The organism is Megamonas sp., from assembly GCF_986095205.1.
Map to the genome: position 1 here is coordinate 1 of NZ_CFQVBI010000074.1, position 26141 is coordinate 26141.

General features: G+C 31.0%; 17 protein-coding genes. 10 read left to right on the forward strand and 7 right to left on the reverse strand.

Annotated features, from left to right (window positions below):
• Positions 1–65: 65 nt before the first annotated feature.
• Positions 66–350 carry an EamA family transporter gene (locus tag AC5LAX_RS11175; protein ID WP_117585736.1) on the reverse strand — a complete coding sequence of 95 codons (285 nt, stop codon included), beginning with the start codon at positions 348–350 and terminating at the stop codon, positions 66–68.
• Positions 351–433: 83 nt separating this feature from the next.
• Here AC5LAX_RS11175 and AC5LAX_RS11180 point away from each other — a divergent pair, with 83 nt between their 5' ends.
• Positions 434–1108: a uracil-DNA glycosylase gene (locus tag AC5LAX_RS11180; protein ID WP_019000029.1), complete on the forward strand. Its 675-nt coding sequence runs from the start codon at positions 434–436 to the stop codon at positions 1106–1108.
• Here the strand turns inward: AC5LAX_RS11180 and AC5LAX_RS11185 are convergent.
• Both AC5LAX_RS11185 and AC5LAX_RS11190 read right to left on the reverse strand, forming a co-directional pair.
• Complete coding sequence (locus tag AC5LAX_RS11185; protein WP_288909071.1) at positions 1098–1964, reverse strand: RluA family pseudouridine synthase; 867 nt, start codon at positions 1962–1964, stop codon at positions 1098–1100. The genes AC5LAX_RS11180 and AC5LAX_RS11185 overlap by 11 nt on opposite strands.
• Positions 1965–1973: 9 nt before the next feature.
• The gene (locus AC5LAX_RS11190) at positions 1974–2186 is read right to left on the reverse strand and encodes an AtpZ/AtpI family protein (RefSeq protein WP_008539308.1); all 213 of its coding nucleotides are present in this window, start codon (positions 2184–2186) and stop codon (positions 1974–1976) included.
• 52 nt (positions 2187–2238) lie between these two features.
• Here AC5LAX_RS11190 and AC5LAX_RS11195 point away from each other — a divergent pair, with 52 nt between their 5' ends.
• On the forward strand, positions 2239–2721 hold the full coding sequence (locus tag AC5LAX_RS11195) for a hypothetical protein (RefSeq protein ID WP_117463962.1): 483 nt from the start codon (positions 2239–2241) through the stop codon (positions 2719–2721).
• Positions 2722–2819: 98 nt separating this feature from the next.
• On the opposite strand, the gene yidA is transcribed toward AC5LAX_RS11195, so the two are convergent.
• The 3 genes from yidA to addB are packed head-to-tail and all read right to left on the reverse strand — an operon-like array spanning position 2820 to position 10910.
• Complete coding sequence (gene yidA, locus AC5LAX_RS11200) at positions 2820–3632, reverse strand: sugar-phosphatase (RefSeq protein ID WP_288909072.1); 813 nt, start codon at positions 3630–3632, stop codon at positions 2820–2822.
• A gap of 58 nt (positions 3633–3690) precedes the next feature.
• Positions 3691–7371 carry a helicase-exonuclease AddAB subunit AddA gene (gene addA, locus AC5LAX_RS11205; protein WP_288909073.1) on the reverse strand — a complete coding sequence of 1227 codons (3681 nt, stop codon included), beginning with the start codon at positions 7369–7371 and terminating at the stop codon, positions 3691–3693.
• The gene (gene addB / locus AC5LAX_RS11210; protein WP_117585741.1) at positions 7338–10910 is read right to left on the reverse strand and encodes a helicase-exonuclease AddAB subunit AddB; all 3573 of its coding nucleotides are present in this window, start codon (positions 10908–10910) and stop codon (positions 7338–7340) included. Before addB ends, addA begins: the two co-directional genes overlap by 34 nt.
• A gap of 301 nt (positions 10911–11211) precedes the next feature.
• Here addB and AC5LAX_RS11215 point away from each other — a divergent pair, with 301 nt between their 5' ends.
• From AC5LAX_RS11215 to AC5LAX_RS11235, 5 genes are all read left to right on the forward strand, one after another.
• Positions 11212–12525: an MFS transporter gene (locus AC5LAX_RS11215; RefSeq protein WP_115152347.1), complete on the forward strand. Its 1314-nt coding sequence runs from the start codon at positions 11212–11214 to the stop codon at positions 12523–12525.
• A 182-nt stretch (positions 12526–12707) separates the two neighbouring features.
• Entirely contained in the window at positions 12708–16031 is a 3324-nt protein-coding gene (locus AC5LAX_RS11220; RefSeq protein ID WP_288909074.1) for an autotransporter family protein, read from the forward strand.
• Positions 16032–16466: 435 nt separating this feature from the next.
• Positions 16467–17855 carry an MFS transporter gene (locus AC5LAX_RS11225; RefSeq protein ID WP_266286370.1) on the forward strand — a complete coding sequence of 463 codons (1389 nt, stop codon included), beginning with the start codon at positions 16467–16469 and terminating at the stop codon, positions 17853–17855.
• 24 nt (positions 17856–17879) lie between these two features.
• Positions 17880–18692, forward strand: a complete 813-nt coding sequence (locus AC5LAX_RS11230) for a phosphatidylinositol-specific phospholipase C domain-containing protein (protein ID WP_018999844.1) — start codon at positions 17880–17882, stop codon at positions 18690–18692.
• Between the two features lie 45 nt (positions 18693–18737).
• Positions 18738–19448, forward strand: coding sequence for a PHP domain-containing protein (locus AC5LAX_RS11235; RefSeq protein ID WP_018999845.1), 711 nt, complete (start codon positions 18738–18740; stop codon positions 19446–19448).
• 105 nt (positions 19449–19553) lie between these two features.
• Here AC5LAX_RS11235 and AC5LAX_RS11240 read toward each other — a convergent pair whose 3' ends face one another.
• A complete protein-coding gene (locus tag AC5LAX_RS11240) occupies positions 19554–20402 on the reverse strand; it encodes an AraC family transcriptional regulator (RefSeq protein WP_018999846.1) in 849 nt (282 codons plus the stop codon).
• A gap of 204 nt (positions 20403–20606) precedes the next feature.
• Between AC5LAX_RS11240 and AC5LAX_RS11245 the strand changes: the two genes are divergently transcribed.
• The 3 genes from AC5LAX_RS11245 to AC5LAX_RS11255 all read left to right on the forward strand — a co-directional run bounded on the left by AC5LAX_RS11245 (position 20607) and on the right by AC5LAX_RS11255 (position 26108).
• A complete protein-coding gene (locus AC5LAX_RS11245) occupies positions 20607–23489 on the forward strand; it encodes a metallophosphoesterase family protein (protein ID WP_288909075.1) in 2883 nt (960 codons plus the stop codon).
• A 277-nt stretch (positions 23490–23766) separates the two neighbouring features.
• Positions 23767–24357, forward strand: coding sequence for a class I SAM-dependent methyltransferase (locus AC5LAX_RS11250; protein ID WP_288909076.1), 591 nt, complete (start codon positions 23767–23769; stop codon positions 24355–24357).
• Positions 24327–26108 carry a DEAD/DEAH box helicase family protein gene (locus AC5LAX_RS11255; protein WP_288909077.1) on the forward strand — a complete coding sequence of 594 codons (1782 nt, stop codon included), beginning with the start codon at positions 24327–24329 and terminating at the stop codon, positions 26106–26108. The genes AC5LAX_RS11250 and AC5LAX_RS11255 overlap by 31 nt, the downstream gene beginning before the upstream one ends.
• Positions 26109–26141: the final 33 nt, after the last annotated feature.

Consider the following 26141-nt stretch of genomic DNA (forward strand, 5'->3'; position numbering starts at 1 on the left):
AAAACAATGATATCGAATCATTGTTTTTTAGCGAGCTTATATCTCCATAAATAAATTTAGGGGCTTTACGCTCGCATTTGGTAAAAGCCATATTGTGAACCTAAAAGCCCAATTACACCTAATAATAATAAAGATATAAAATCTGTTTTTAATACTTTAAATATATTTCGTTCATAGAAAATATAAGTAATGACTAGAAGAATTATACCGCTAGCAAGTAGACGTGTATTTACAAGCCATTCAGGTGTGAAATGTTCACTACTTATCAAGTATTGAACTAAAATTCCTACAAGACCCCACATCGCAGTAGAAGATAATACCATTAAAATACCTTTTAAATGATTGCTCATTGCATACCTCCGTTGTTTTTCCTATTGTTAATATTTTGGTATAATAAAAATAATGATATTTAAATGAGAAAGAGGTGTAATTCATGGAGATTTTTCATAATGATTGGGCTGAATTTTTAAATCCAGAATTGAAGAAACCATATTATTTAGAACTTCGTAAATTTTTAGTAGATGAGTATAAAACGAGACAGATATTTCCAGACATGTATGATATTTTCAATGCTCTCCATTATACAAGTTATCATGATACAAAAGTCGTGATTTTAGGTCAAGACCCTTATCATGGTGATGGTCAGGCACATGGACTTAGTTTTTCTGTAAAACCTGGAGTAAAAGCTCCACCTTCACTTGTGAATATTTTCAAAGAGTTAAAAGAAGATTTAGGCTGTGAAATACCAAATAATGGTTGTTTAAAACCATGGACACAGCAAGGTGTATTATTACTAAACACTGTACTTACAGTGAGAGCACATCAAGCGAATTCTCATCGTAATATGGGTTGGGAAAAATTCACAGATAGAATTATTGAAATCTTAAATGAACGTGAAAAACCTATAGCTTTTGTCTTATGGGGAGCACCTGCTCGCAAAAAGAAAAAAATGATTACTAATCCGAAACATTTCATCGTAGAGTCTGCACATCCAAGTCCATTATCTGCATTTAATGGATTTTTTGGCAGTAGACCATTTTCTAAGGTAAATGCTTTTTTAGAAGCTGTGGGGGAAAAACCTATAAATTGGCAAATTCCTAATCTATGATTAATTTTGTCATATCATCTGGCATAGGACTTGAGATACAAATTTCTTCATGGGTAAAAGGGTGAGTGAATTTTAATTTATAAGCATGAAGGGCATGGCGAGCGATTAAATCCAATTTACCACCATAAAGGTCATCTCCTAATAATGGATGACCAAGATAAGACATATGCACACGTATTTGATGTGTTCGCCCTGTTTCTAGCCATAGTTCAATTAAAGAATAATTTTCAAATTCTTTGATTACGCGATAATTCGTGATGGCATGTTTGCCTTCATCATTGACTTCATGTAGGATGATACTATCTTTTTTTCTGCCAATAGGTGCATTTATCTGCCCTTGTTTTTGTGAGAGTTTTCCATGAACTAATGCATAGTAATATCTTTGAAATTTTTGGTGGTTATTGGCTAATTGATGTTGTAATTGTGGCATTTTAGCAAAAACGACGAGGCCGGAAGTATTTCTATCAAGGCGATAAAGTGGATGACAGCCTACATTTTGATTAGTTTTAGCAAAATGATACATCACGCCATTAGCTAGAGTTTGAGTATTTTCAAATGTTAATGGGTGAGTGAGCATACCAGTTATTTTATCTACGATTAAGAAATAATCATCTTCAAAGACAATATTTAAGGGTATTTGTATAGCTTCTACTTTTGAAGTTGCAGGAAGATTGTATTCAATGATGTCATTTGGTTTTACTATTGCCTGTGTAGCACGAACTTTTTGACCATTTACGAAAAATTCATCTTGTCGTTTGATTTTTTTCCATAATGTAGAAGATATATTTTCATGGCGTTTTAAGTAATCTTTAGCTAATTGCTCTTTGACATCTGCTTTGACGATATATTTAATCATAGATACTCCTTAAGATTTATTGACATCTTTGATTTTTCTATAGGCAGTGTAAACAGCGGTGATTACACCTAATATAATGCCAATTAAAGTGAAAATAGGTGTAGAGTCAAAGTATATATCAGCTTTTTGCCCTAAGAAAATACAAACGCCAATAGTGATTACAAAGTGAAAACCAATGCCAGATACAAAGGTAAAAGTTTCCCAAGTTGATTTTGGTGCCATAAAATACCTCTTTTCTAAGTTAATAAATTTAAATAAAAGGTTGTGATTTTTAATGAATAAAACAATAAAAGTAATTTATTTATTGATGATGTTATTGATTGTAAATACTTGTGTAGCTTTCGCTCAAAGTGAAGAAAAGAATACACAAACATATAATTGGCAAGCTTTTGATATTGGACCTGCAGAAGATTATAATTATGCCTTCGATACAAATAGCATAAAATATGCAAGAAACGAAGACGGTTCTATCAATAAGAATATCATTATTTATCAGGAAAAGAAAATAAATAATGTGCCAATGTCTTCAGAATTTAATTATTATACAATTACTCAATGTAAGTTGAATATAGAACAGACTTCTATTTGTTTTGGTGATGAATCTTATTATACTAAAAAAGATAAATTCCGTTGGACTGATACACCAATGTATTTGACATGGATTACAGTTAGCCGTGACTCTATAGGTGGATTGCGATTTATACAAATCGTAGAATATGCTAGAGCTCATGATGATATTTTAACAAGTAGAGCATAATTATGAATTTATAATTTAATGATTAAATGATTAATAGAAAATAACCCTCAATAGTTGTTTTATGGATAACTGTTGAGGGTTATTTATTTTGAGTTATTTTATCTATTTAAAACAAATTTTTCAATGGCTTTAGCTACACCATCATTATCGTTTGTATCAGTTACATAATCGGCGATAGCTTTTACTTTATCAATGCCATTTTCCATAGCAACGCCAAGACCGGCAGCTTTAATCATAGTGTAGTCATTGCCTTGGTCGCCACATGCCATAGTTTCAGATTGTTTGATATTTAAATAATCAGCAAGATGTAATAATCCAGCACCTTTATCTACATCTTTATGAGTGATTTCTAAAAAGAAAGGAGCGCTTTTAAATACATTGAAATCTTCTTTAATCCATGTAGGAAGTTTTGCGATAGCTTCATCTAAAATTTCTGGTGGATCAATGAACATAACTTTGATGATATCTTCTTCATCTGTAATATCTGTTAAAGGATTGATGATATTGATATCAATTTGATTGATACTAGCTTCATGTTCTGTATATTGGCTAGTTTCGTTAGTGATTAAGCCACGACTAGGAGAGAATGCTTGGCAATGTACGCCTAATTCTTGAGCCAATTTAAATAATTTTTTATAATCTGAGCCTTTTAAAATACATTTAGATACAGCTTCACCAGTTTTTGCATCAACGATTAAAGCACCATTGAAGCTTAAAACATATTCGCCTTCATGAATTAAATCTAATTCTTTAAGTGGTGGTTGAAGTCCAGCAAGTGGTCTACCAGAAGCGAGGACAATTTTTACACCTAAAGCTCTAGCTTGAGCTAAAGTTTCTTTTGTTCTATCAGTGATTTGTTTGTCAGAATTAAATAAAGTGCCGTCCATATCAAGGGCTATTAATTTATACATTAAAAATCTCCTTTTATACGTTTATAGTTATTCGATTTAGTTAATTGTATAACTAAAGCTACATCTTTATCAAGCTAGCATCATGAAAAAGATAGAGATATTTTTCTTTAATCGGTTTTCGCATGATTTCACTGGCTGCTTGAGCATAAAGTTCTATTTGCAAGGCATATTTTGCCTTAGCTTCTGCTTGTGTGCAATTATCTGTTTTATAGTCCAATAAAATCAAGCCATCATCTTCTTCGACTAATAAGTCGATAATACCTTGGATAAAGATAGTATCATTATCTTCGGCTTGAGGATAATAGACTTTAGCATTAATCATGCGGTTAAAAGCCAATTCTCTTTGTAGTGATTTTGCTTTTTGAATGCGTATGCCTAGCGGTGAAAATAAAAATTCACGGATATTTTTGCGGTAGATTTTATTTATATGCTGTTTGTCAATTATTTCTCTATCAGCTAAATTGTGAAGTTGGGCTAATATGCCTTTATCGGATAAATCGCCATGAAAATCTAAATGTTGCATCACTGTATGCATTAAACTACCATATTCTGTAGCAGTCATTTTTGTTTGTTTTTGTAAGAATTGTGGTCGTTTAAAGCTGGTTTCAGCAAATAGCGTTTGAGCATTATCATCTTGAGGAGCATAATCAGTTGAAGCAAATTGCTGTTTGATTTCAGTAACGGATAATTTTGCTGGAATGGACAATGCCTCTTGATGAGGATAAGACCAATTCAATAATTTATCAATATTATCTTTTTGCTTTGTAGCTGGCAATGGCTGTAATTTTTTTACTTTATTGATGATATCTTCATTTACAGTGGAGATAATAGTTTTATCTGTGATATCTAATGAGTTGATTAGAGAAATTTGCCACTGTGAAGGGTCATCTAGTAAAACAGCACTTTCATTTGTAGCTGATTGACGTAAAGTTAAGCCGTCATGATGACGAGCAATAGCAGGAGCTAACCAATCTAAATACGATTTTGCCTGCATGATGAAATAATCAGGTAGAGTTTTTGTTGTCGTTTGCAATTGAGAACAAGCATATTGAGCAAATTTTTCCATATTGCGAACAGTACCTGTGAGTATGAGTTTTTCACGAGCTCTAGTCATAGCTACGTATAATATACGCATTTCTTCAGCTTTATACTCTTTGACGATTTGCTGAATGATAGCTTGGCGAGATAAATTTTGATAGCGATAGTGATGTTTGACATCATTTACATAAAGACCTAAGCCGAGTTTTTTATGAAAGAGAACACTTTCTTGAACATCTTTGAGATTGAATTGTTTGCCGATATCGGCAAGAATTACTACAGGAAATTCAAGACCTTTGCTCTTATGAATACTCATGATACGCACTACATCTTCACTATCACTTAGATTTCTAGCTACGGCTAAATCATTTCCCATATGTTGCATTTTATGGATAAAACGCAAGAAGCGGAAAAGACCGCGGAAAGAAGTCTGCTCATAATTGAAAGCTCGGTCATAGAGTGCTCTTAAATTCGCTTGGCGTACAGAGCCTTCAGGCAAGCCACCTACATAATCATAATATCCTGTATCATTGAGCAATAGCCAAATCAATTCAGGTACGCTATGACTGCGGGCATAATCTCGCCAATAATGTAATTTGGTGAGAAAATCATTTACTTTAATCTGCAATTTAGCAAATACTTTTTTATCTACAGGGAGTAATTGTTCTTGTAGCTCATTAATAGATGTCATGAATAATAAAGTTTCATACATATTTAATTGCGGATTGATAAGACGGATATGAGCTAAATCTTCAACAGTGAAATTAAATATAGGTGAGTATAAAATCGCAGTCAGTGGTATATCTTGTTGCGGATTGTCGATTATCTGCAATAATGAAAGCATGATGCGAACTTCTGTTTCTTGGAAATATCCTGTTTCAATAGTGGCATATACAGGAATATTATCTTCGCGAAGTACATCAGCTAATATCTTAGCTTTATCTTGAACAGAACGCAGTAGGATAACGATATCTTTCCATTTTATAGGGCGATAAGTCTTTGTATGTTTATCAAAGACAAGGGGCTGTTTATTCATCAATTCTTTTATGCGAAGAGCAATATATTTAGCTTCAGCTTGAAAGCCTTGTACAGTGTCTTCATTATCACTATCGTCATTATCAGTTAAAGTTAATTTTTGCTGTTTATCCAATAAAGTTAATTCAATCGGTGATTTTAAAGTCAAAAATTCACTTTGAGGATAATCAAAACCGCAGTATAAGGCTTCATCTTTGCCATAAGATAATTCTCCAGCTTTTGTGGTCATGATTTGGGAAAAGATGAAATTGACACCATCAAGGATTTCCTTGCGACTGCGGAAGTTTTGGGCTAAATCAATGCGAAGACAATCTTCTTCATGAGGGTATTGATGATATTTAGCTAAGAATAATTCTGGCTCAGCTAAACGGAATTTATAAATGCTTTGTTTTACATCGCCGACAAAAAATAAATTTGGTTTAGTGCGTGAAGCGATTAGATTTAAAATAGCTTCTTGAACTCCGTTTGTATCTTGGTATTCATCGACCATGATTTCTACATATTTTTCTTGTAATGTCTGGGCGATTGATGAAGGTATCAGTTTTTCAGCAGTAGAATTTTCTTCAGAGAGTAATTTCAAAGTGAAATGTTCAAGGTCGGAAAAATCGACTAAAGAGCGTTCATTTTTAGCTTTACTAAAAGCTTGAGAAAATTCTATGGTTATATTACATAAGCTACTGGCTTGTTTATACAATTGAGGCATATCGGAGAGTGTATCTTCAATAGTCTGCGTAAAATAATGCTCTTTTAATTGTTTGATGATTTTCTTAGTTTCATCACGAAGAGCGGAGATGGTAGCTTTATCTTCTTCATTTATAGAGAATTTTTTAGAAATTCGCAGAGCTTTAAATTTAAATTCATTGATTAAATTAAAAAATTCCTGCCATGAAGTGTCGATTAAGTTATTTAAATCATAAAGAAAAGCCAAATCTTCACTGGCGATATCTGCATAAGGTGGTAAGTTTAAATCTGTAGCTAATTGATACATTTTCTGGCTATTGTCTATGGCTATATTTAAACCATCTTTGACATTGTCTTTAATTATCTGTAGCCATGGGCAATCATTGAGTTCATCAGCGTTGTTGATTTGAAAATATGAAGGTAGAGCTTTCAGCCATTGTAGAGGAAAAGGCTGACTGCGAGAGTATTCATATAGTTTTAAGATGATATCATAGGTGCTATCATCGCCACGTTCATTGCCATAGGTGTCAGTAAATTCTAGAAAGTCTTCATTATCATCTTTGTCATAATTCGTTTCAAAGAGTTCTTCAAGTACATCGAGTTTTAATAATTCAATTTCTTGAGGATTGCCAAGACGAAATTTAGGATCTAAGCCTAATTGATGAAAATATTGGCGAATGATATTTTGACAAAAAGCATGAAGTGTGGAGATTGAAGAAGCGTTTAATAATACGAGTTGACGCTCTTTATCTTTATCGGATAATTTCTCTGTGATGGCACTGGCGATACGTTCACGCATTTCATCTGCGGCTGCATTAGTGAAAGTAACGACTAGTATTTGATTGATGTCGCATGTTTTATTTACAATGCGTTGAATTACACGCTCTACTAATACAGAGGTTTTCCCTGAGCCAGCAGCTGCGGCTACGAGGATATTTTTATCATAAGTATTTATAGCTTGTTGTTGCTGTGCTGACCAAGGCATGGAATTCCTTCTTTCTGTTTTAATTTTTCAATGATTTCCTCGTCATTGAGTTGATTTATTTCTCGATAATTATAGCCGGAGATATATTTATCAAAGCGACAGATAGCGATATATGGACAGTATTTGCAAGCCGTTTCATCTTTTAATTTATACGGTGCGATATCAGCATTGCCCTTTAAAATTTCACTGCCAGCTTCTTTTAAAGTATTTTCGATATGTTTCATCAATAAATCGAATTCTTCTGCTGTTTTTACATAAGAACGACTTTGAGCGGAGATATCATCTTGATTTTTATTTAAACGTACTTTGATGAAATTAGAAGAGTCATCAATTTTTTTGATGATTTCTGGATCTGCTAGTACCCAGCCTGGCATACGCATTTTCTTTTCAATTTCTGTTTTAATTTGTTGAACGGATAATTTATTAGTACCTGTGATGATAGGTGTTTTTAAAAAGCAATATAAAATACCAGCAGGAATGGCATTTTCCATATTATATAATTGCAAAGTAGTATTTTGAGCTACTAAAAGATACGTCAAAAGCTGTAATTTCAAGCCATAATATACTTGCAGTAGATTAATAAAAGCATTGCCTGATTTATAGTCAATGACTAGATAGTAATTATCATTGAAATCAATGCGGTCAATCTGTCCAATGATTTCTATTTTGTGATTATCTTCATTTGTGAATAATAAAGGAGGCATGGAGCTATTAGCACTGAAATCTTGCTCTAAAGCTTTAGGTGAAAATTCACTATGTTTGGCAAATTCCACTAGACGCATCAAAGAATCAATGGATAATTGCTCAATTCTTTGCAAAAGATGTCTATAGCGATTGGAGCTTAAGAGAATTTCATTTTGTAATTTAGGAGCAATCGCCTTGATGATTTGTTTGCAAATTTGTTGACATTGTTCATGAGTTACATCTTGCCATGATATTTGTCGCTTCACGAGGATTTCTCCAAATTGGTGCATGATGGCGTGGAGTAAAATCCCTAAATCTGGAGCGGCAAATTTAAATTCTTTGCGTTCTTGTAGATTTAAGGCATAATGGGCAAAATGTTTGAATGGGCAATTAAAGAATTGTTCAAAGCGTGTTACACTGCCACGAAGTGTTTTGCGTTTCGTATATAATTTACTAGCTAAATCAGCTGGCAATACAGGCTTTGGTGCTTGGGCGAAAATACTTTGTAGTGCCGTAGATAAAGGCACATCAGCAGTTAAGAGATAATTATAAACATCTTGCCAAAATGACGCTAAATCTTCACCATCACGAGCTTGGCGAAGAGCGGAAGTCAAATGGCTAAGCGTCTTTCTTGTTGTAGATACCTGCATGGTTTTTATCGCAAATGAGCTATCTAAAGGATTTTCTTTCAGCGTAAAATCGCTGGGATAGGAGATTATCTTATCTAGAGGAATGGCTGTGAATTTTGCTTTAGGCAAAATCTTTTGCAATCTAGTTATCAAGATGGATTTATTCAGTCCAGTTCCTTCACCATCAGCTAGAGCATAAGATACCCAAAGATAATCTGTAGCTAAGGAAAAGCCTTTGTAGAGAAGATATCTTTCGGCAAAATTATCTTCCATTGTACCGCTAGAGATATTCAGCCCTAGACTTGCCATCAATAAACGTTCAGCATCACTTAAAATACCTTCTGTTTTACTATGGCGAGGCATGATTTTTTCATTAGCACCTAAAATATAAATAGCTTTTTTGTTATTTAAAGTATTATGTTCAAATGGTGCAAGTGTAACATAATCATAGCCAGGTGGTATCAAAGCAATCTGAATACTATCTAAGCCATCATTGATTAATTTTAAATAATTTTCAAGATTGATATAATCCTTGCCACATGTCTGCACTAATTGATCCATCAATTCAATGATATTATCCCAAATTTGATGATGTTCTTTGGCAAGGGCAATATCATTTTGTTCCTGGGCTATTTTTTCCCATAATTGCAATTGAGTCGGTATTTGTAAATCAAGTAGAAAATCATATAGCGCAAGCGTATATTCCTCGATAGTCTGCGAATTTTGGCAAGCAGTGTAGAACTTCTCTAAAGGAGCGACTAAACTGCGTCTAGTTAAATTTATAGCAGTGAAATTAGCTTCTTCTTCCAAATCTGTGCCCATAGAGTCAATCTGTTTATGGTGAGAAAAACGCCAATCATTTTCTTCACACCAGCGATTGCGACCGCGAAGACCAAAAGCTAAGACATAATTTTCCAATTTATCAATGGCTTTGCGAGCGATAGCTTTTTGTTCTGTCAAATTTAAATTTATTTCATCTGCATTTTCTTCGAGATTTTTAAGCGTTTGCAAATATTTATCATTGAAGAAATCAGTCTTAAAAGCTCGAAATAGTGGTTCATATTGCCATGTAGAAATAGCTTCTAGGCTAGAGCGAATTAATTCAGCTAGAGGATGATGAGCAGTTTGTCGCTTACTATCGCTGAAATAAGGAATATTAAAATCATTCAAGACAGCTTGCAATAATTCGCTATAATCTTCACTACTGCGGATTAAAATACCGATATCATAATGGCGATAATTTTCTTCGCGACATAGACGCAAAATATCGCAGGCAACAGCTTCACATTCCAAACGGCGATTAGGAGCTTCGACTATTTGAAGACCGCCAGTATAATTTCTTTTTGTTAAAGGAAATTTAAATAATTGCTCTTCAATAAAGGCTAAATCTTGTTGTTTGTGGCGGTGATTTGCTGTAAGTGTAGTTATCTTTGTAGGTATAGCTAATTTTTTAGCCATATTATTTATCTGTTGAAATACATTGAATTGGCGATGAAATAAAGCAGTAGGTGCTTCATGTTCAATATCATTTAAATTGTTGATGCATAATGTTAAATGAATATCACTAGCTAATGCTAATAATTGTTCGACTACGCGAAAATGTTGAGGATTGAAAGCATCAAAACCATCTATCCAGATTTCAGCATCTTGAAGCCATGTACATTCAGGTAATTTTTTGATCGCAAGTTCCATCATATCTTCGCTATCGTGATAGCGACCAGCCATCTGTTCATCAAGACCAGCGTAAATAGAAGTTAAATCGCTCAATTTTTGTTTGAGTGAATCATTATCAATAAGCGTTAAAATATCTTGCAAAGTAGTAACGCTGATACCAGATGTTTTGAATTCTTCAATGATTTGCGATACAGAAGCTGTGAAATGATGTTGGCGAGCAGCCTTGGCTAAGATAGAGAGTTTGGTAGAACTTAAAACTCTAGATAATAATAATTCCTTGCCGATTTCATTGAGATGTGGATGGAGTATACCACCGCAACGCATTAATACTTGATAGGCAAGTCTGCTCATGCCCAAGACGTAAGCTCTAGTAAAACCGCCATAATCTTTTAACTCCAAAGCTAATTGACGTTCAATCGCAAAAGTCATATGGTCAGGCAATAATATAACTAGAGGTTTCCCTGTCGGTGAATGGATTAATTTTTCTTTAATGGCATTTAAACAAGCTGTGGTTTTGCCACTTCCTGCTCTGCCAATGATGAATTCTAACATAAGATTACCTCACAAATTTATCAAAAATATATTGGCTTAATTATATCATAATTGAGTAAAATCACTGTTTCGTTTAGCAGTAAAAACGGCTTCTTATTGACAAGTTGAAAATATTTGTATATATTACTGTCTTGTCAGCTGTTAATATTTGATGTATAATATCAAAAAATATTTAATAAGGGGTAAGTTAAATGGTATTGTTAAATTTATATCAAAAGCTGTATAAGCTAAAAATTTATTTATCTTCATAGAAAAATAAATTTACATAAACAACTTTTAAACATATTGAGGAGTGGAATTGATGTTATTACAAAGATTGGAAGCTTTGCCTGTAGGTAGTTTCCATTATAAATTATTAGTTATCACAGGTCTTGGTTGGTTATTTGATGCTATGGATACAGGGCTTATCGCCTTTGTATTACCTGTACTTGGTAAAGAATGGGGCTTGTCTGCTGGACAGATGGGGGCTATCGGCTCTATTGGTCTTGTGGGTATGGCAATAGGGGCAGTAATCGCAGGCTCTATCGCTGATAAATTCGGTCGTAAAGCTGTATTTTCTGCAACAGTAATTTTATATAGTATAGCCACAGGACTTTGTGCAGTTTCATGGAGTTATGAATCCTTGCTGATTTTCCGCTTCTTCGTTGGTTTTGGTCTAGGCGGTGAACTTCCAGTAGCGGCGACACTCATGTCTGAATATGCACCAACTAATTTACGTGGTAGATTTATCGTCTTATTAGAAAGCTTCTGGGGTGTAGGCTGGATAGCAGCTGCTTGTATCGCTTACTTATTCATTCCTGTTTATGGTTGGCATTATGCTTTTATCATTGGTGCTTTGCCTGCTATTTATGTATTTTTCATTCGTTTGCATATGCCTGAATCTGTAAGATATTTATTATCTAAAGGCAAAGTAGAAGAAGCTCAAAAAATCGTAGATGATTTGGAAATGCGTCTTGGTGTTAAATATAAAGGCGATTTAAAAGTAACAACTGATGATACACCTACAGAAAAACCAAAATTAAAAGATTTATGGTCTGGTAAATATTTAGCAAGAACAATCATGCTTTGGATTGTATGGTTTGGTATTGTTTATAGTTATTATGGAATTTTCACATGGCTTCCTGCTATCGTTTATCAGCAAGGTTTTGCCTTTGTAAAAACTTTTGAATATGTGCTTTTAATTACCTTTGCTCAGCTTCCTGGATATTTCTGTGCAGCATGGCTCGTGGATAAATTAGGCAGAAAATATACATTATCTTTATTCTTATGTATGAGTGGTGTAGCAAGTTATTTCTTCGGACAAGCTCAAAGTGCAGAATTGATTATCTTCTGGGGCTGTGTGATGTCCTTCTTCAATCTTGGTGCATGGGGTGTTGTTTATACTTATACACCAGAACTTTACCCAACAGCTATCCGTGCTATGGGCAGTGGTTGGGCAGCAGGTGTCGGTCGTATCGGTGGTATGGCTGCTCCTCTTGTTGTAGGTATGATGATAGAAGCTGGCAGTGATATGCATACTGTTTTCTATATGTTTGCTAGTGTATTTATCATTATTGCTGTAGCAGTATTTGCTTTAGGTGTAGAAACTAAGCAGAAAAACTTGGAAAATATTTAAATATAGATTTTATTAAAGCCTTAGTATTTTTTTACTAAGGCTTTTTTTATAAATTTTTATTTTTGCTTATTAGGGTTATTTTTAATATTAATGAGAATTTTCAATAAATTCGCTTAGTATTACAATATATGATAGTAGAAAAATTTTTACGATGATACATAATGTAAATTAGGAGAAAAATTATGAGCAAAAAACAAAAATTAACAAAATCTATTTTATGTGCTGTGATGGCAGCTAGTGTAGTAAGTATTTCAGGAAATGCTTTTGCATATACTGCAATAGAGCCAGATCAAAATCAAGGTCTTATTTATAGTGATGATGGAAAAGATTTAGGCACTATTCAAGACAGAGATATTATAGCAACAGATGATATGGCTTTAGAAGCAGGAGATAATGGTTTAAGTGCTGTACAGCTTAAAAACTCTGGAACAAAATTAATTTTAGATAATGTTAACATACATGGTGGTGTAAGTGTACGTAATGGTGCAGAATTAACATTACAAAACTCAAATGCTGAAGCAGGTGCTTATTATACAGATGGACATCTTAATGGAGGCACTGATTTTAAAACTGAAGGTGGTACCTTTAACGTAATTAATTCCAATGTAAATTCCACTGTATATGCTAGTGGTAGTGATGATGGAAATAATACAAAGGGAATATTAACATTTACTAATTCTAATGTAAATGCAGATAAAAATGATTATGAACAGGGCTCTATAGTAGCAGAGGGTAATGCTGAAATTATTTTAAATGGTAATAAAGATAATACTTATGAAGTAGGAACATTTATAGGAGCATTATCTAGCGAAGATAATAAATATAATGGTAAGATTGAAATTAATGGTGGTACTTTAATTGCTGATAATTTAAGAGCTTTGGTAGATGGCTCGTTAGTTACACCTGATGAATATGGAGATACTGAACAAGAGGATGTAGATGCGTTAAAAGCTCATATTTTAAAAGGTGGCATTGTTTTACAAAATGAAGGTGTAATTCAAACAAAAACAGGTCAAATTTTCGCTAATGGTATAGATACTACAAGTGATGCTACAGTACTTGCTTCTAAAGATAGTGGAAAAGTAACAAATGACTATATTAAATATGAAGGTGGAACGATAAACTTTACTGATATTAAATATAGTCAAGATTATTTGGATAGTGCCAAAAAGAATATGGCAGATGTAGGTAAAACTAATATCAATATGTTGGGAACTCTTGTTGATGAAAAAGGCGAAGTAGTAGAAGATATTACTGTTGATCAAGCTGTAGAAAATGGAAATGTTCATGTAGATACACCAGTAAAAGTAAATGAAAATATTTCATCTTTAGTAGTTGGTAATGGTACAACAGATGGAGAGACACAATATTCTAATGGTAGTTTTGTCGCTTCTCAAATAAAAGTTGGAGAAAATACAAATACTATTGCTATTAAAGATGGACAAACACTTGGTTTAGGTGGTAAAGGTGGAGAACTTGTAACTGGTAATAAAGATAATTTAATAGTTACTGTTGATGATACAGATAGTTCATTGACTTTAGGTAGAGAAGGTTATAATTCTGAAAATACTTTAACTGCTAATGTATCTATAAATCAAGGAAGTTTAAATTCAGTATCTAGTGCAAATACAGTTAATGGTAATGTAGAATTAGATGCTAATACTCAAGCAAATATTATAGGTAATTCTTCTTTGGTAGTTAATGGAAAGTTAACTGCAAATGAGGGTGCTAATATTAATATTGGTGATAAAAATAGTGCAGGAACTTTGATTAGTGAAAATACTAATTTAAATGGTGCAGTAGTATATCTTGATCCAATATATAAGGATGGAAATACTATAACAGATGGCTCTAAAGCTGGTTTAGTATTTGGTAGTGAAGAAGCAGGCAATTTAAATAAAATTGATGGTAAATTAGTTGTAGCAGAAAATTCCACTTTATCATTAGGAACAACAGATACAACCATAGCAGAAAATGCTTTCGCTAAAACAGGTTTAACTTGGGGTAATGGAGATAATGATGTTTTAGCAGCAGCATATATTAATGCACCACAAGATATTTCAGGTGGCGTTTTAGTTGTAGATAAAAATGCAACAAAAGATAGTGCTAGTTCATTAAATAATGGTACTGTAAAATTTGCCAATAATTCTTTATTAATGGTTAATGGAGAAGTTTTAACTGATGGTAAAGTGGCAATTTCTGGCGTAACAGATGCTCAAATTGCTCAAAATACAGAAGGCAAACAAGACGGTGCAAAACTTTATATAGATAATGCCAAAAATGAACAAAGTTATACTATCTTAGATGGTAATGTAACATCTAAATGGTCTGATGATAACGTTGTTTCTGATAATATTTTATTAGGATTTAGCAGTGGTGAAACAGCAAATACTTATACAGCAAGATATCAAAATGTAAAAGATATTTTTGGAGAGACTGTAGTAGCTGATGAATTAATTGATAAGACTTTGCAAACAAATGATGAAAAACAAAAATCAAGTGCGGCATATAAATTCTTCAATCAAGCAGCAAGTGATCATTATAATTTAAATAAAGATAGTAAGTCTACAGCTTTAAATAGTGTATTTAATATGGGAGAACTTGCAGGTGTAAATCATGCGACATATAGTATGAGCAATACAATGACAGATTCTGTAGCAGATCATTTATCTATAGCTGTACATGGTGATCAAGATAGTGATGTATGGGCAAAATATATTCATAATAAAGAAGACCTTAATGATATAGAATTAGCTGGTCTTACAGCTGATTATGATGTTACATTTAATGGAATTGTTGTAGGTAGTGATTTTTATAAAAATGGTAAATCTACAGTAGGTGTAGCTTTAAGTTATGCAGATGGTGATATCAGTGGCAATAATATTGCTTCAAGAACACAAAATGATGCAGAATATTATGGTGTATCCTTATATGGTAAAATTGATAATGGTGATAGTGCTGTATTAGGTGATATTAGCTTTATGCATAGCTCAAATGATATAACTCAGTATAATAGTGGTACAGAAATAACAGCTTCACCAGATGCAGATGCATTTAGTATTGGCGTAAGAGCAGAAAAAGCTATTAAATCTGGAGCAAATGGCAAATTTGTACCATATATTGGTGCTCGTTATATGCATTTAGGTACAGCAGATTATACTAATAGTTTAGGCATTAATTATAATGTTGATGAACAAAACTTATTTATATTACCAGTTGGTGTAAAATATAGTACAGAAATAAGAAATAATGATTGGACAATTCGTCCAGTGGCAGAAGTTGGATATGTTTGGACAATGGGTGATAGAGATGTTGATCAAACAGTAAGCTTAAATGGTGCTTTTGATAGTTTTGGTTTTGAAACTGTAGATAATGGAAGCTTTATAGGTAAATTAGGTGTTGAAGCAGAAAGTGATAAAATTGCTTACGGTATCAGCTATGAATATCAAGATAGTGATTCCACAACAGCTAATAAATGGCTTGCTAATGTAACATTTAAATTCTAAAAAATAAATATAGTATAGATAAAAATAGCAGGTACAAATGTATCTGCTATTTTTTTATCGGCAAAATAAAATTGAAAAATAATTGATATTTTTAGTTAATAACTTGCCGATATCGGCATAAAATTAAAAAGAAAATATAGTATTTGAACTTTATATTAGTTAATATCGTAAATTTAAAATTATATAGAAAAAACCTCTAGAATTTTAGATAAATATTCTAGAGGTTTTTATTTTGTTGTTAATTTTTATTAGAATATTTTATTAAATTACTGTATAAAAAATTTCTAATTTATGAAATACAATATAAAAAAAACAATATTTTATATAAAAATTAATATAAAAGTGATAAAAATAACAAAAATACAAATATTGAAAAAACTAATATGAATTACAATAAATATATAGTTATACATAGACAAATGAGGAGGTCTAATTATGAAACATTTATTATTAAAGTACGGGTTTACACCAGCTACATTTTTCCAATTAATTCTTATAACGATAAATGCTCAATTATTATATGCATTTTGGGATATAAGAAATTCGGTTCCAGGGGGATTTCCAGCAGCATTAGGCGTAACAGATCAAGAAGCAGGATATTTATATTCTATGCAGGGCTTAGTTATTTTAGTTGGTACAATTGCTCTAGGCTGGGTTGGAGACAGATTTTCTATACGTAATATAATGTTATTATCATCATTAGGAGTAGGATGTATTTCATTATTTATTACTTTGTTTTCACCAGGACTTAGTATGCCAGTATTACTAGCTTGTTTCTTTTCAATGTTGTTTTTTTCAGAAGTTTTATTTAAACCAGCAAATTTTAAAGCTTTACGTTCGTCAACAAGTGAAGATCATCAGGGATTAGTATTTGGACTATTTGAATTTGGTCGTGGGGTATTAGCTTTTCTTATTTCATTACTTTGGGCAGGTATGTTGTATTATCAAGTTGCTCCAAAAACTATGATGCTTGCATCATGTGTTATTGTACTTTTGACAGGTCTTGCAGTTTATTTTGTTGTTCCTAAAGATGTAAAAGTTGGTGATGAGGACACTCATGTAGAAAGTAGTATGGAAGCAATAAAAGGTATTGGATATGTTGCAAAATTGCCAGTAGTATGGATTGCAGGTTTAAATGTTTTTTGTATATATGGAACATTTGTAGCAGCTGGCACTTATTTTGCAAGATTTTTACAAGCTGGTTATGGAACATCAGCTGTAGCTGCTGCTGTATTTGCTAGTATTGTAATTGGTTTAAGAATGTTACCATTAGTATCATCTATTCTTGTTGAAAAAGTTTTTGAATCTACAGCTCATTTTATGAGAACTTTACAAATTATTTTAGTAATTTTACTTTCAGCTATTGCATTTATATTCTTTACTAATCATCCAGATATCGCTTTATATAGCCAAGGATATCTTCCAGATCAAGCTCCAGAAGGATTAATTTCATCAGGAATGTTTACATTATTAATGGTTTTAATGTTATGTGCATCAGCTTGTTGTTTTATGATTCGTGGTGTATATTATGCTCCAATTGGTGAATTAGGAGTTGCAAAAAAACATTCATCCGCAGCAATGTCATTTGCAATTACATTAGGATATTTACCAGCATTACTTGCTCCAATAATCCTGGGAGGTTTAGTACAGTCACCTGAAAAAGATGCAGCTGGACATATTATTCGTTCTTATTTGACAGATACACATGTATTAGCTATGGCTTTTGTTGGATTAGCTGTTTTAGCTTTAGTTGCTGTATGTATGTCTCATATGCTTGTTAAACTTAGAGCAAAATTAATTAAAGAAAATAAAATTGAAGGATAATATGCATTGAATTGAGGAATAATTATGAAAAAATATAATTTATCAAATTGGATGAGTATGATTTCTGATGATACATCTATTTGTGATTTATTAATACCAGGTACCCATGATACTATGACTGCGACTTGTGATCAAAGATATTATAAAACACAGAATCTTTCATTAGATGAACAATTACAATGTGGTGTTCGATTTTTTGATATGCGAATTAGACGTGAAATGATTGCAGCACATCGTGAATGGCATAGTAATATTACAATGAATGAGATTATGAGTACGTTAAAAGATTTTTTAGAAAAATATCCTTCAGAAGTAATTATTATGCGAGTTCAAAATGCAAATGAATTAAAAGATGACTATCCAGAATATGGAATAGCATTAAAAAATGAGCTTGTAAAATTTATGCCATTATTTTATAAATGGGATAGTAGAGCAACAATATTTCCTAATTTAGGATTAGTGCGTGGTAAAATTATTGCATTAGAATGTAGTCCTATTGAATATAAATTTTATGAATTTGATAATAAGATTTGGGCTCAAACTTGGCATGACAATAAATTTATAGATTTACAAGATTTATGGGATGGACCGAGTATTGAGGATAAGAAACAAGCAATAAAAAATAATTTTACAGCTAAAATATCAAATAAATTATTTTTAAATCATATTAGTGCTACTAATGGTGATTTAGGATATCCAGATAGTTATGCTAATATATTAAATTCTTATTTTTTATCTCTATGTAATGAAACTGAATATAAAAATGGTGTACAAATAATGGATTTTATAGATGAAAAATTATCTAAACAATGCGTAGATAGTAATTTTCAGTTATAATAAGTTTATTAATATTAATAAAAATTTTGTATAAGAGGTTTTATTATGAATATAGTAGCAGATTTGCATACTCATACCTTAGCTTGTGGGCATGCTTATAGTACACTTACAGAAGTAATACAAGAAGCAAGTGATAAGGGATTAAAAGCTGTTGGTCTAACAGAGCATGGTCCTGGATATCCTGGAAGTGTAAAATGGGCATATTTCAATACTTATAGAGATATACCAAGAACATTTAAAGATACAAAGATTTTATGTGGAGCAGAAGTTAATATTATGGATACTTCTGGAACAATAGATTTCACATTAGATCAATTAAAGAAGTTAGATATAGTAATAGTATCTTGCCATAAAGAATGTATTGTTCCTGGTGCTGATTTAAATGAAATGATGAATGTGTGGGAAAAAATAATGCAGATACCAACAGTAGATATAATTGGACATCCGGATAATCCAATTTATCCAGTAAATGCAGATTTATTAGCACAAATGGCAGCTTATTATAATAAAGCTATAGAAATTAATAATTCATCTCCTTTAGCACGTCCTGGAAGTGAAGATTTATGTAAACAAATAATTATGGCAGCTAAGAAACATAACACATATATTAGTATTGGATCAGATGCTCATTATCATAAAAAAATTGGTCAATTTGATTATGCACAAGATTTAATATCTAAGTATGATATTCCAGAAGATTTAATAATTAATACATCTTTATTTAAAATTGAAGAATTTTTAAATTCACATCGTTAAACCCCTTTAATAATTTATTTTATAACAAATATAGAAAAGACCAATTACGATATTAATATAATCGAATTGGTTTTTTTCTATATATATAATTGAAAATTAATATCATTACCAATTTTTTCGATATTGTCCTGGAGTAATACCAATAGCTTTTTTGAAAGTAGTTTGAAAATAATTAGAGTTATTAAATCCACAACGAAAAGAGATTTCTGTAATTGTTAATTTTGTGGATATTAGAAGCATTTGTGCTTCGGAAATTCTTCGTTTATTAATATATTGCATAGGAGAAATTCCCATATAGTTTTTAAAACAATGAGATAAATAAAATTTGTTTAAATGTAGATTTTTAGCTATGATTTCTAGATTAATGTCTTCAAGGTAATGGGCGTCTAAATAATATTTTATACGTTCTGAAACAGTATTTTCATTTTTTTCTGATTTATTGGCATTTTTGCATAAATTATGAATTATTGTGATTAAAGAAGTTAAAAGAGTTGTTTGGGGGTTGTTTATTAGATAGTCTTTATTGTGAATCATTGCTAAATTTCGGCATAATAAAAAATAAGGTTGAAGATCTTTAAATGGTGAGTTTATAGAAATTATGGGGGATACGGTTAGGGGAATTAAATAATTTGGTGCTAGCCCTTGAATTTGTAAATTATTAATTCCTAATACAATTGCTGATAAAGTTTTAGATGATTCTGATATGCGATGTATTTGTTGTGGATTAATGACAAGTGTATCTCCAGGAGTTAATCGGTAATGTTTTTGATTTATTTCGTAAATGACGCATCCTTTAATTATATGAATAATTTCCAAAAATTGGCTATGTGAATGTTTTATAGATAAATTTTGGTGATATTCATTTATATCTTGAACATAAGCTAGACGAGGTACAATATTATTTTTAAATAGATTTTGTGAATGTTGACTTGTTGAAAATTTATATTCTAGCATCACAATACTCCTAATAGCAATATTTATTATGAATTATCATTATTTTATCATAGAATGAACAAGATATCTAATATAGTAATCGTTAATTTTGTGTGATTTATTAGTTAGATAAGGTTGAGTTATAATCTAATTTATATATAATAAAGCAAAAATTTATAGTATAATGTAATTATCACTAATTGAAGAAGAACATAGGAGTTTGCCATGGGAAAAATTATAATTGAACCATATTTATTAGCACTACAAGAAAATAGCGTAGTCATCGCTTGGGAAGTGAATCAAAATTCTAATTATAGCTTAAAATATAAAGAAATAGGGGCGAAAACATATAAAACTGCAAAATTACAACAATTATGTATAGATAATGGAAATAGCAATATATTATACTTTGCCCAATTAATAAAATTAGAAATAAATAATATGTATCAATATAATATTTATGAAGGAAAAACAATAATTCATAAAAATACATTTTCTACAGCAAAAAATAGTGAAAAATTAAAAATTCTTACTGTAGGTGATACACATTCTTTTGAATTACATGAAGATATACAAAAAAGTATAGAAAAACATCAACCTAATTTTATTCTTCATAGTGGAGATATATCTTTTGCGACAGGCGATCAGCGTGAACAATATGAAAAAAATTGGTTCAAATTAATATCCCAATCATTACAGCAATTTCCTGTTTATTACACACCAGGAAATCATGATAATGGCAAATATTTTGATTATTATTTTATTAAACCAATTCAAAATTATGTAAATCATGCTAGACGAGGCAACTCTTATTCAATAAATTTTAATAATACACATTTTGTATTCGTAGATAGTAATCCTTGGGGTTTATATGAAATGAATGCAATTAATTCAGATGCACAAGTTGATGATACAATACAAGAATTTATTGATACGACTATGGAATGGTTGGAAGTAGATTTGCAATCAGAAATAGCACAGAATAGTAAATGGAAAATATTGATATTACATCATCCTTATACTGATGTATTAAATAACAAATATATTTCTAGTATAGTTGATAAATATGGCATTGACTTAATTATATCTGGACATATACATTATTATACAAAAGCAATAACATCAAATAAAAATAACCAACAATCGATATATGTATCTCAAGGAACTTTACAGAAATATTATGCGGAAATTGAGCATATAACAGATAAACGACTTTTGGAAGAATTTCCAGAAGTAGTTTCTATTGGCAAAAATAATTTTGGATTATTATATATAGATAAGGATATAATTCAATATGATATTTATGGATATAATGAATTAGGAGAGGAAAAATTAATAGATACAATAAAAATATCTCATGATTTAAAAGAACTTGAAATTAGTAATGTTTTAGTAGAACATGTAGATAATATTGGCACATTAAAAATATCTGGAGAAATTTATAATCCTAATTTATCAGTAGCTAAAGCTCAATTTGATTTATATGATAATGGTGAAAAGAAAAATATTGCATTATTTGGTTTATATTCATTACGTCATAATATATTACTTGATCCACATGCTAGAAGTAGTTTTATTGCATATTATATTGCAAGTAAGGCAGGAGAACATTTAATTGAAATTGCTAACAAAGAGTTTAATTGTATAGTTTTTGAACATGCTCAAGTAGAATATATGAATTTTAGATGTAAAAAATTAGTTATGCAACAAGGTGTATATATACATGCATCTATTGATATAAAGAATAATATAGATAGAGAAATATATACTAATATACCGTTATTTGTTAATCAACATATGATAGAAACAAAAAATATATTTCTTAATCCATATCAACAATATAATATAGAATTTATATATAAAGTAAAAGAAACTGGAAAATATCATATAAGTATTGGTTCTACAAATTCTAAAGTAGTAACAATATATGGCAGTATAAAATTAATACCACATGTTAAGGATATGTCTGGAAATCGTCATTATGGATTAATACATGGATGTCCACGTTTAGAAAAATATAAAAATAATTATCAACTTTGCTTAGATAATGATACAGATTATATTGAAATTCCTGCTGCTAAAGATTTAATAGCTAACAAAGGCTTTACAACTATAGTTTCAGCAAATATACAACGATTAGCTAATGAAAATGAAATGGGACATAATCCGTTGATGGTTCGAGGAAAATCTGTAGGTTGGGGAGCAACTTATTTGTTTAGAATGGTTGTAGAACGAAGCGGTATTCTAAGATGGGGAATTTGTCATGATATTACTGAAAAAAATTGGCGAGGCGGAAAAATAAAATTGCATAAAATGGCTAGATATGCACTGTCTTTTGATAAAGAGCATGGTGGAGCCTCTTATGTAGATGGAATTCCAGTAGCGTATGTAGAAGGTATTCCAAAGGAATCAATATTGCGTCAGTGGGATGATCAACCTATATTTATAGGTTATTCTTATATTGGTCATATTATACCAGAATTAGGTAGACCAAAATATTATACTCATTTGAATGCTAAGATATCAGAAGTTAAATTTTATTTAGATTCATTAACAGAAATGGAATTAAAATCTAAATCAGAAAAGAAAGATATATCTACAAAGCGTCTTGCTATTGACTATGATTTTTCTGAAATATTAACGATTGGTAGTCATACAACTGAATGGAAGTATTTGGAAGGTAAATGTAATAATTTGAAATGTAATAAGAAAACATTGCAATTTCAACAATTAATGGTAAACGCGAATATTCCATTTAATGCTTCTATTGTATTAACAATTGAGGTTTCAGATAATATGGTACATTTAATAGATAAGAAAAAGGTGATTTTAAAAGATGGTGTAAATTATATTGATTTATCAGATATAATTCCAGCAAAACATATTAGATTAAATTCTAAATTTGCTGGTATTATAAATGAGCAAGGAACTTTTGCACCAGAAATTTTTGAATATAATGTTTCTGTAACAGATGGAACGTATTTTAGTTATTTTTATTGGGGAACTTATGCAGATTGGGCAAGAGGCAAATTTACGGGAGCTGTTCATATACCACCAGAAGATAGGTTAGCACAATATCCAGAGTATACAGATATTATTCATGGATAATTTATGTGTTTACGATAAGTAATAGAAGAATCCTTTAGAAATATATTTATATAATTCTAAAGGATTTTTTATTTTTATCGGCAAAATAAAATTGAAAAATAATTGATATTTTTAGTTAATAACTTGCGGATAACGGCAAAAAGTTTAGAATGAAATTGTTTTTAGTATAAAATATGTAAAAAAGTAGAGAATATGGCATTAGGTCATATCCTTTTTTAGTTAAATAGATAGTGTATAATAAAATAATATATTGATATATTTGAGAAGGGTTTATTTTATGTTGAATAAGACTATAAATTATTATGATATTAATGCTAAAGAATTTGTTGAGGGAACTTTAAATGTGGATTTTAAGGCAACTCAAGATAAGTTTATAAATAAATTGCCAGCTAAAGGTTATATTTTAGATTTTGGCTGTGGTTCTGGTAGAGATACGAAATATTTTTTAGCTAAAGATTTTAATGTAGATGCGATAGATGGTTCGATAGAACTTTGCAAAATCGCTAGTGAATATACGAAGATAAAAGTTCGTCATATGTATTTTAATGAATTATCTAGAGTAAATAAATATGATGGTATATGGGCTTGTTCTTCTATATTGCATTTATCTTTAGATGATTTAGTTGATGCTTTTAAGCGAATGAGCAAGGCTCTAAAAGATGAAGGCATAATCTATACATCATTTAAATATGGAGATTTTTCTGGTGAGCGAAACGGCAGATATTTCACAGATATGACAGAAGATAGCTTTGCCAAATTGATTGCCAATGTAGACAATCTAAAAGTAGAAGAACAATGGATAACAGCAGACGTAAGACCACAGCGAGGAAATGAAAAATGGCTCAATCTAATCTTAAGGAAGAAATAAGAGATTTTACGAATGTTTTAACTGGTGGACAGACAAAATCTAAGCAGTTATATTTTCAATTAAAAAACAGTATAGAAAAAGCAAAAAGAATAGATATCATTGTTTCATTTTTGATGGAGTCGGGAGTGCGGTTACTTCTAAAAGATTTGAAACAAGCAGTAGCTAAGAAAATACCGATAAGGATTTTGACAGGAAATTATTTAAATATAACACAGCCATCAGCATTGTATTTGATAAAACAAGAATTAAATAATCAAGTAGATTTAAGATTTTATGATGATAATACACATTCATTTCACCCTAAAGCCTATTTCTTTCATTATGATGACTATAGTGAAATATATATAGGTTCATCAAATATCTCAAGAAGTGCTTTAACTTCAGGTATTGAATGGAATTATAGATTTAATAATTTACTGGATAAAGATAGTTTTCAACAGTTTTTCACGACTTTTGAGGATTTATTTTATAATCATGCTATTGTTATCACTGATGAAGAATTATATAGATATGCTAAATACTGGCGAAAACCAGCAATAATCAAGGATTTAGAACAATATAAAACAGAAAATAAAAATATCACGCCATTAATTCAGCCAAGAGGGGTACAGATAGAAGCTTTATATGCTTTGAATAACAGCAGAAATGAAGGAGCGACAAAAGCTTTAATTCATGCAGCCACAGGCATTGGCAAAACGTATTTATCAGCATTTGACTCAGTTAATTATAAAAGAATATTATTTGTAGCACATAGAGAAGAAATTTTATATCAAGCAGTAGAAGCTTTTAAAAATGTTCGTAAATCTGAAGATTATGGTCTTTTTTATGGAAGACAAAAAGATAAAGATAAATCCATGATTTTTGCTTCTGTCATGACATTGGCTAAAGATGAATACTTAAATGAAGCATATTTTCCTAGAGATTATTTTGAATATATCATCATAGATGAATTTCATCATGCAGTTACTGCTCAATATAAAAAAATAGTGGATTATTTCAAGCCAAAATTTCTTTTAGGCTTAACTGCCACCCCAGAGCGATTAGATGGGAAAAATATATATGAATTATGTGATTATAATGTGCCTTATGAAATAACTTTAAAAGAAGCGATAAATAAAGGAATATTAGTGCCTTTTCACTATTATGGTATATATGACGAAACAGATTATTCACATTTGCATTTAGTGAAAGGTCAATATAATGAAGAAGAACTCACAAATATTTATCAAGCTAATACAAAAAGATTTGAATTGATTTATAAATATTATCAAAAATATGCTTCAAAGCAAGCTTTAGCTTTTTGTTGTTCTAAACAACATGCAGAAATGATGGCGAAAGACTTCAATAAACGAGGTATTGCTTCGGTGGCGGTCTACAGTGAAGGCAGTGGCGAGTATGCTATGGAGCGAAAAGAAGCTATAAATAAATTGAAACAAGGGCAGATAAAAGTTATTTTTTCTGTAGATATGTTTAATGAAGGTGTGGATATTCCTTCTGTAGATATGGTGATGTTTTTGCGACCTACCCAATCGCCGATTATTTTCTTGCAACAATTAGGTAGAGGACTTCGCACTTATCAAGGTAAAAAATATTTAAATGTATTGGACTTTATCGGCAATTATGTAAAAGCAGGCAAATTTATTTCGCTATTAACTGAAAGTACAACAGAAAGCAAAAGAACTTATGTATATCAAGAAAAAGATTTACCAAATGCGAGCGTAAAGCCCCTAAATTTATTTATGGGGATATAAGCTCGCTAAAAAACAATGATTCGATATCATTGT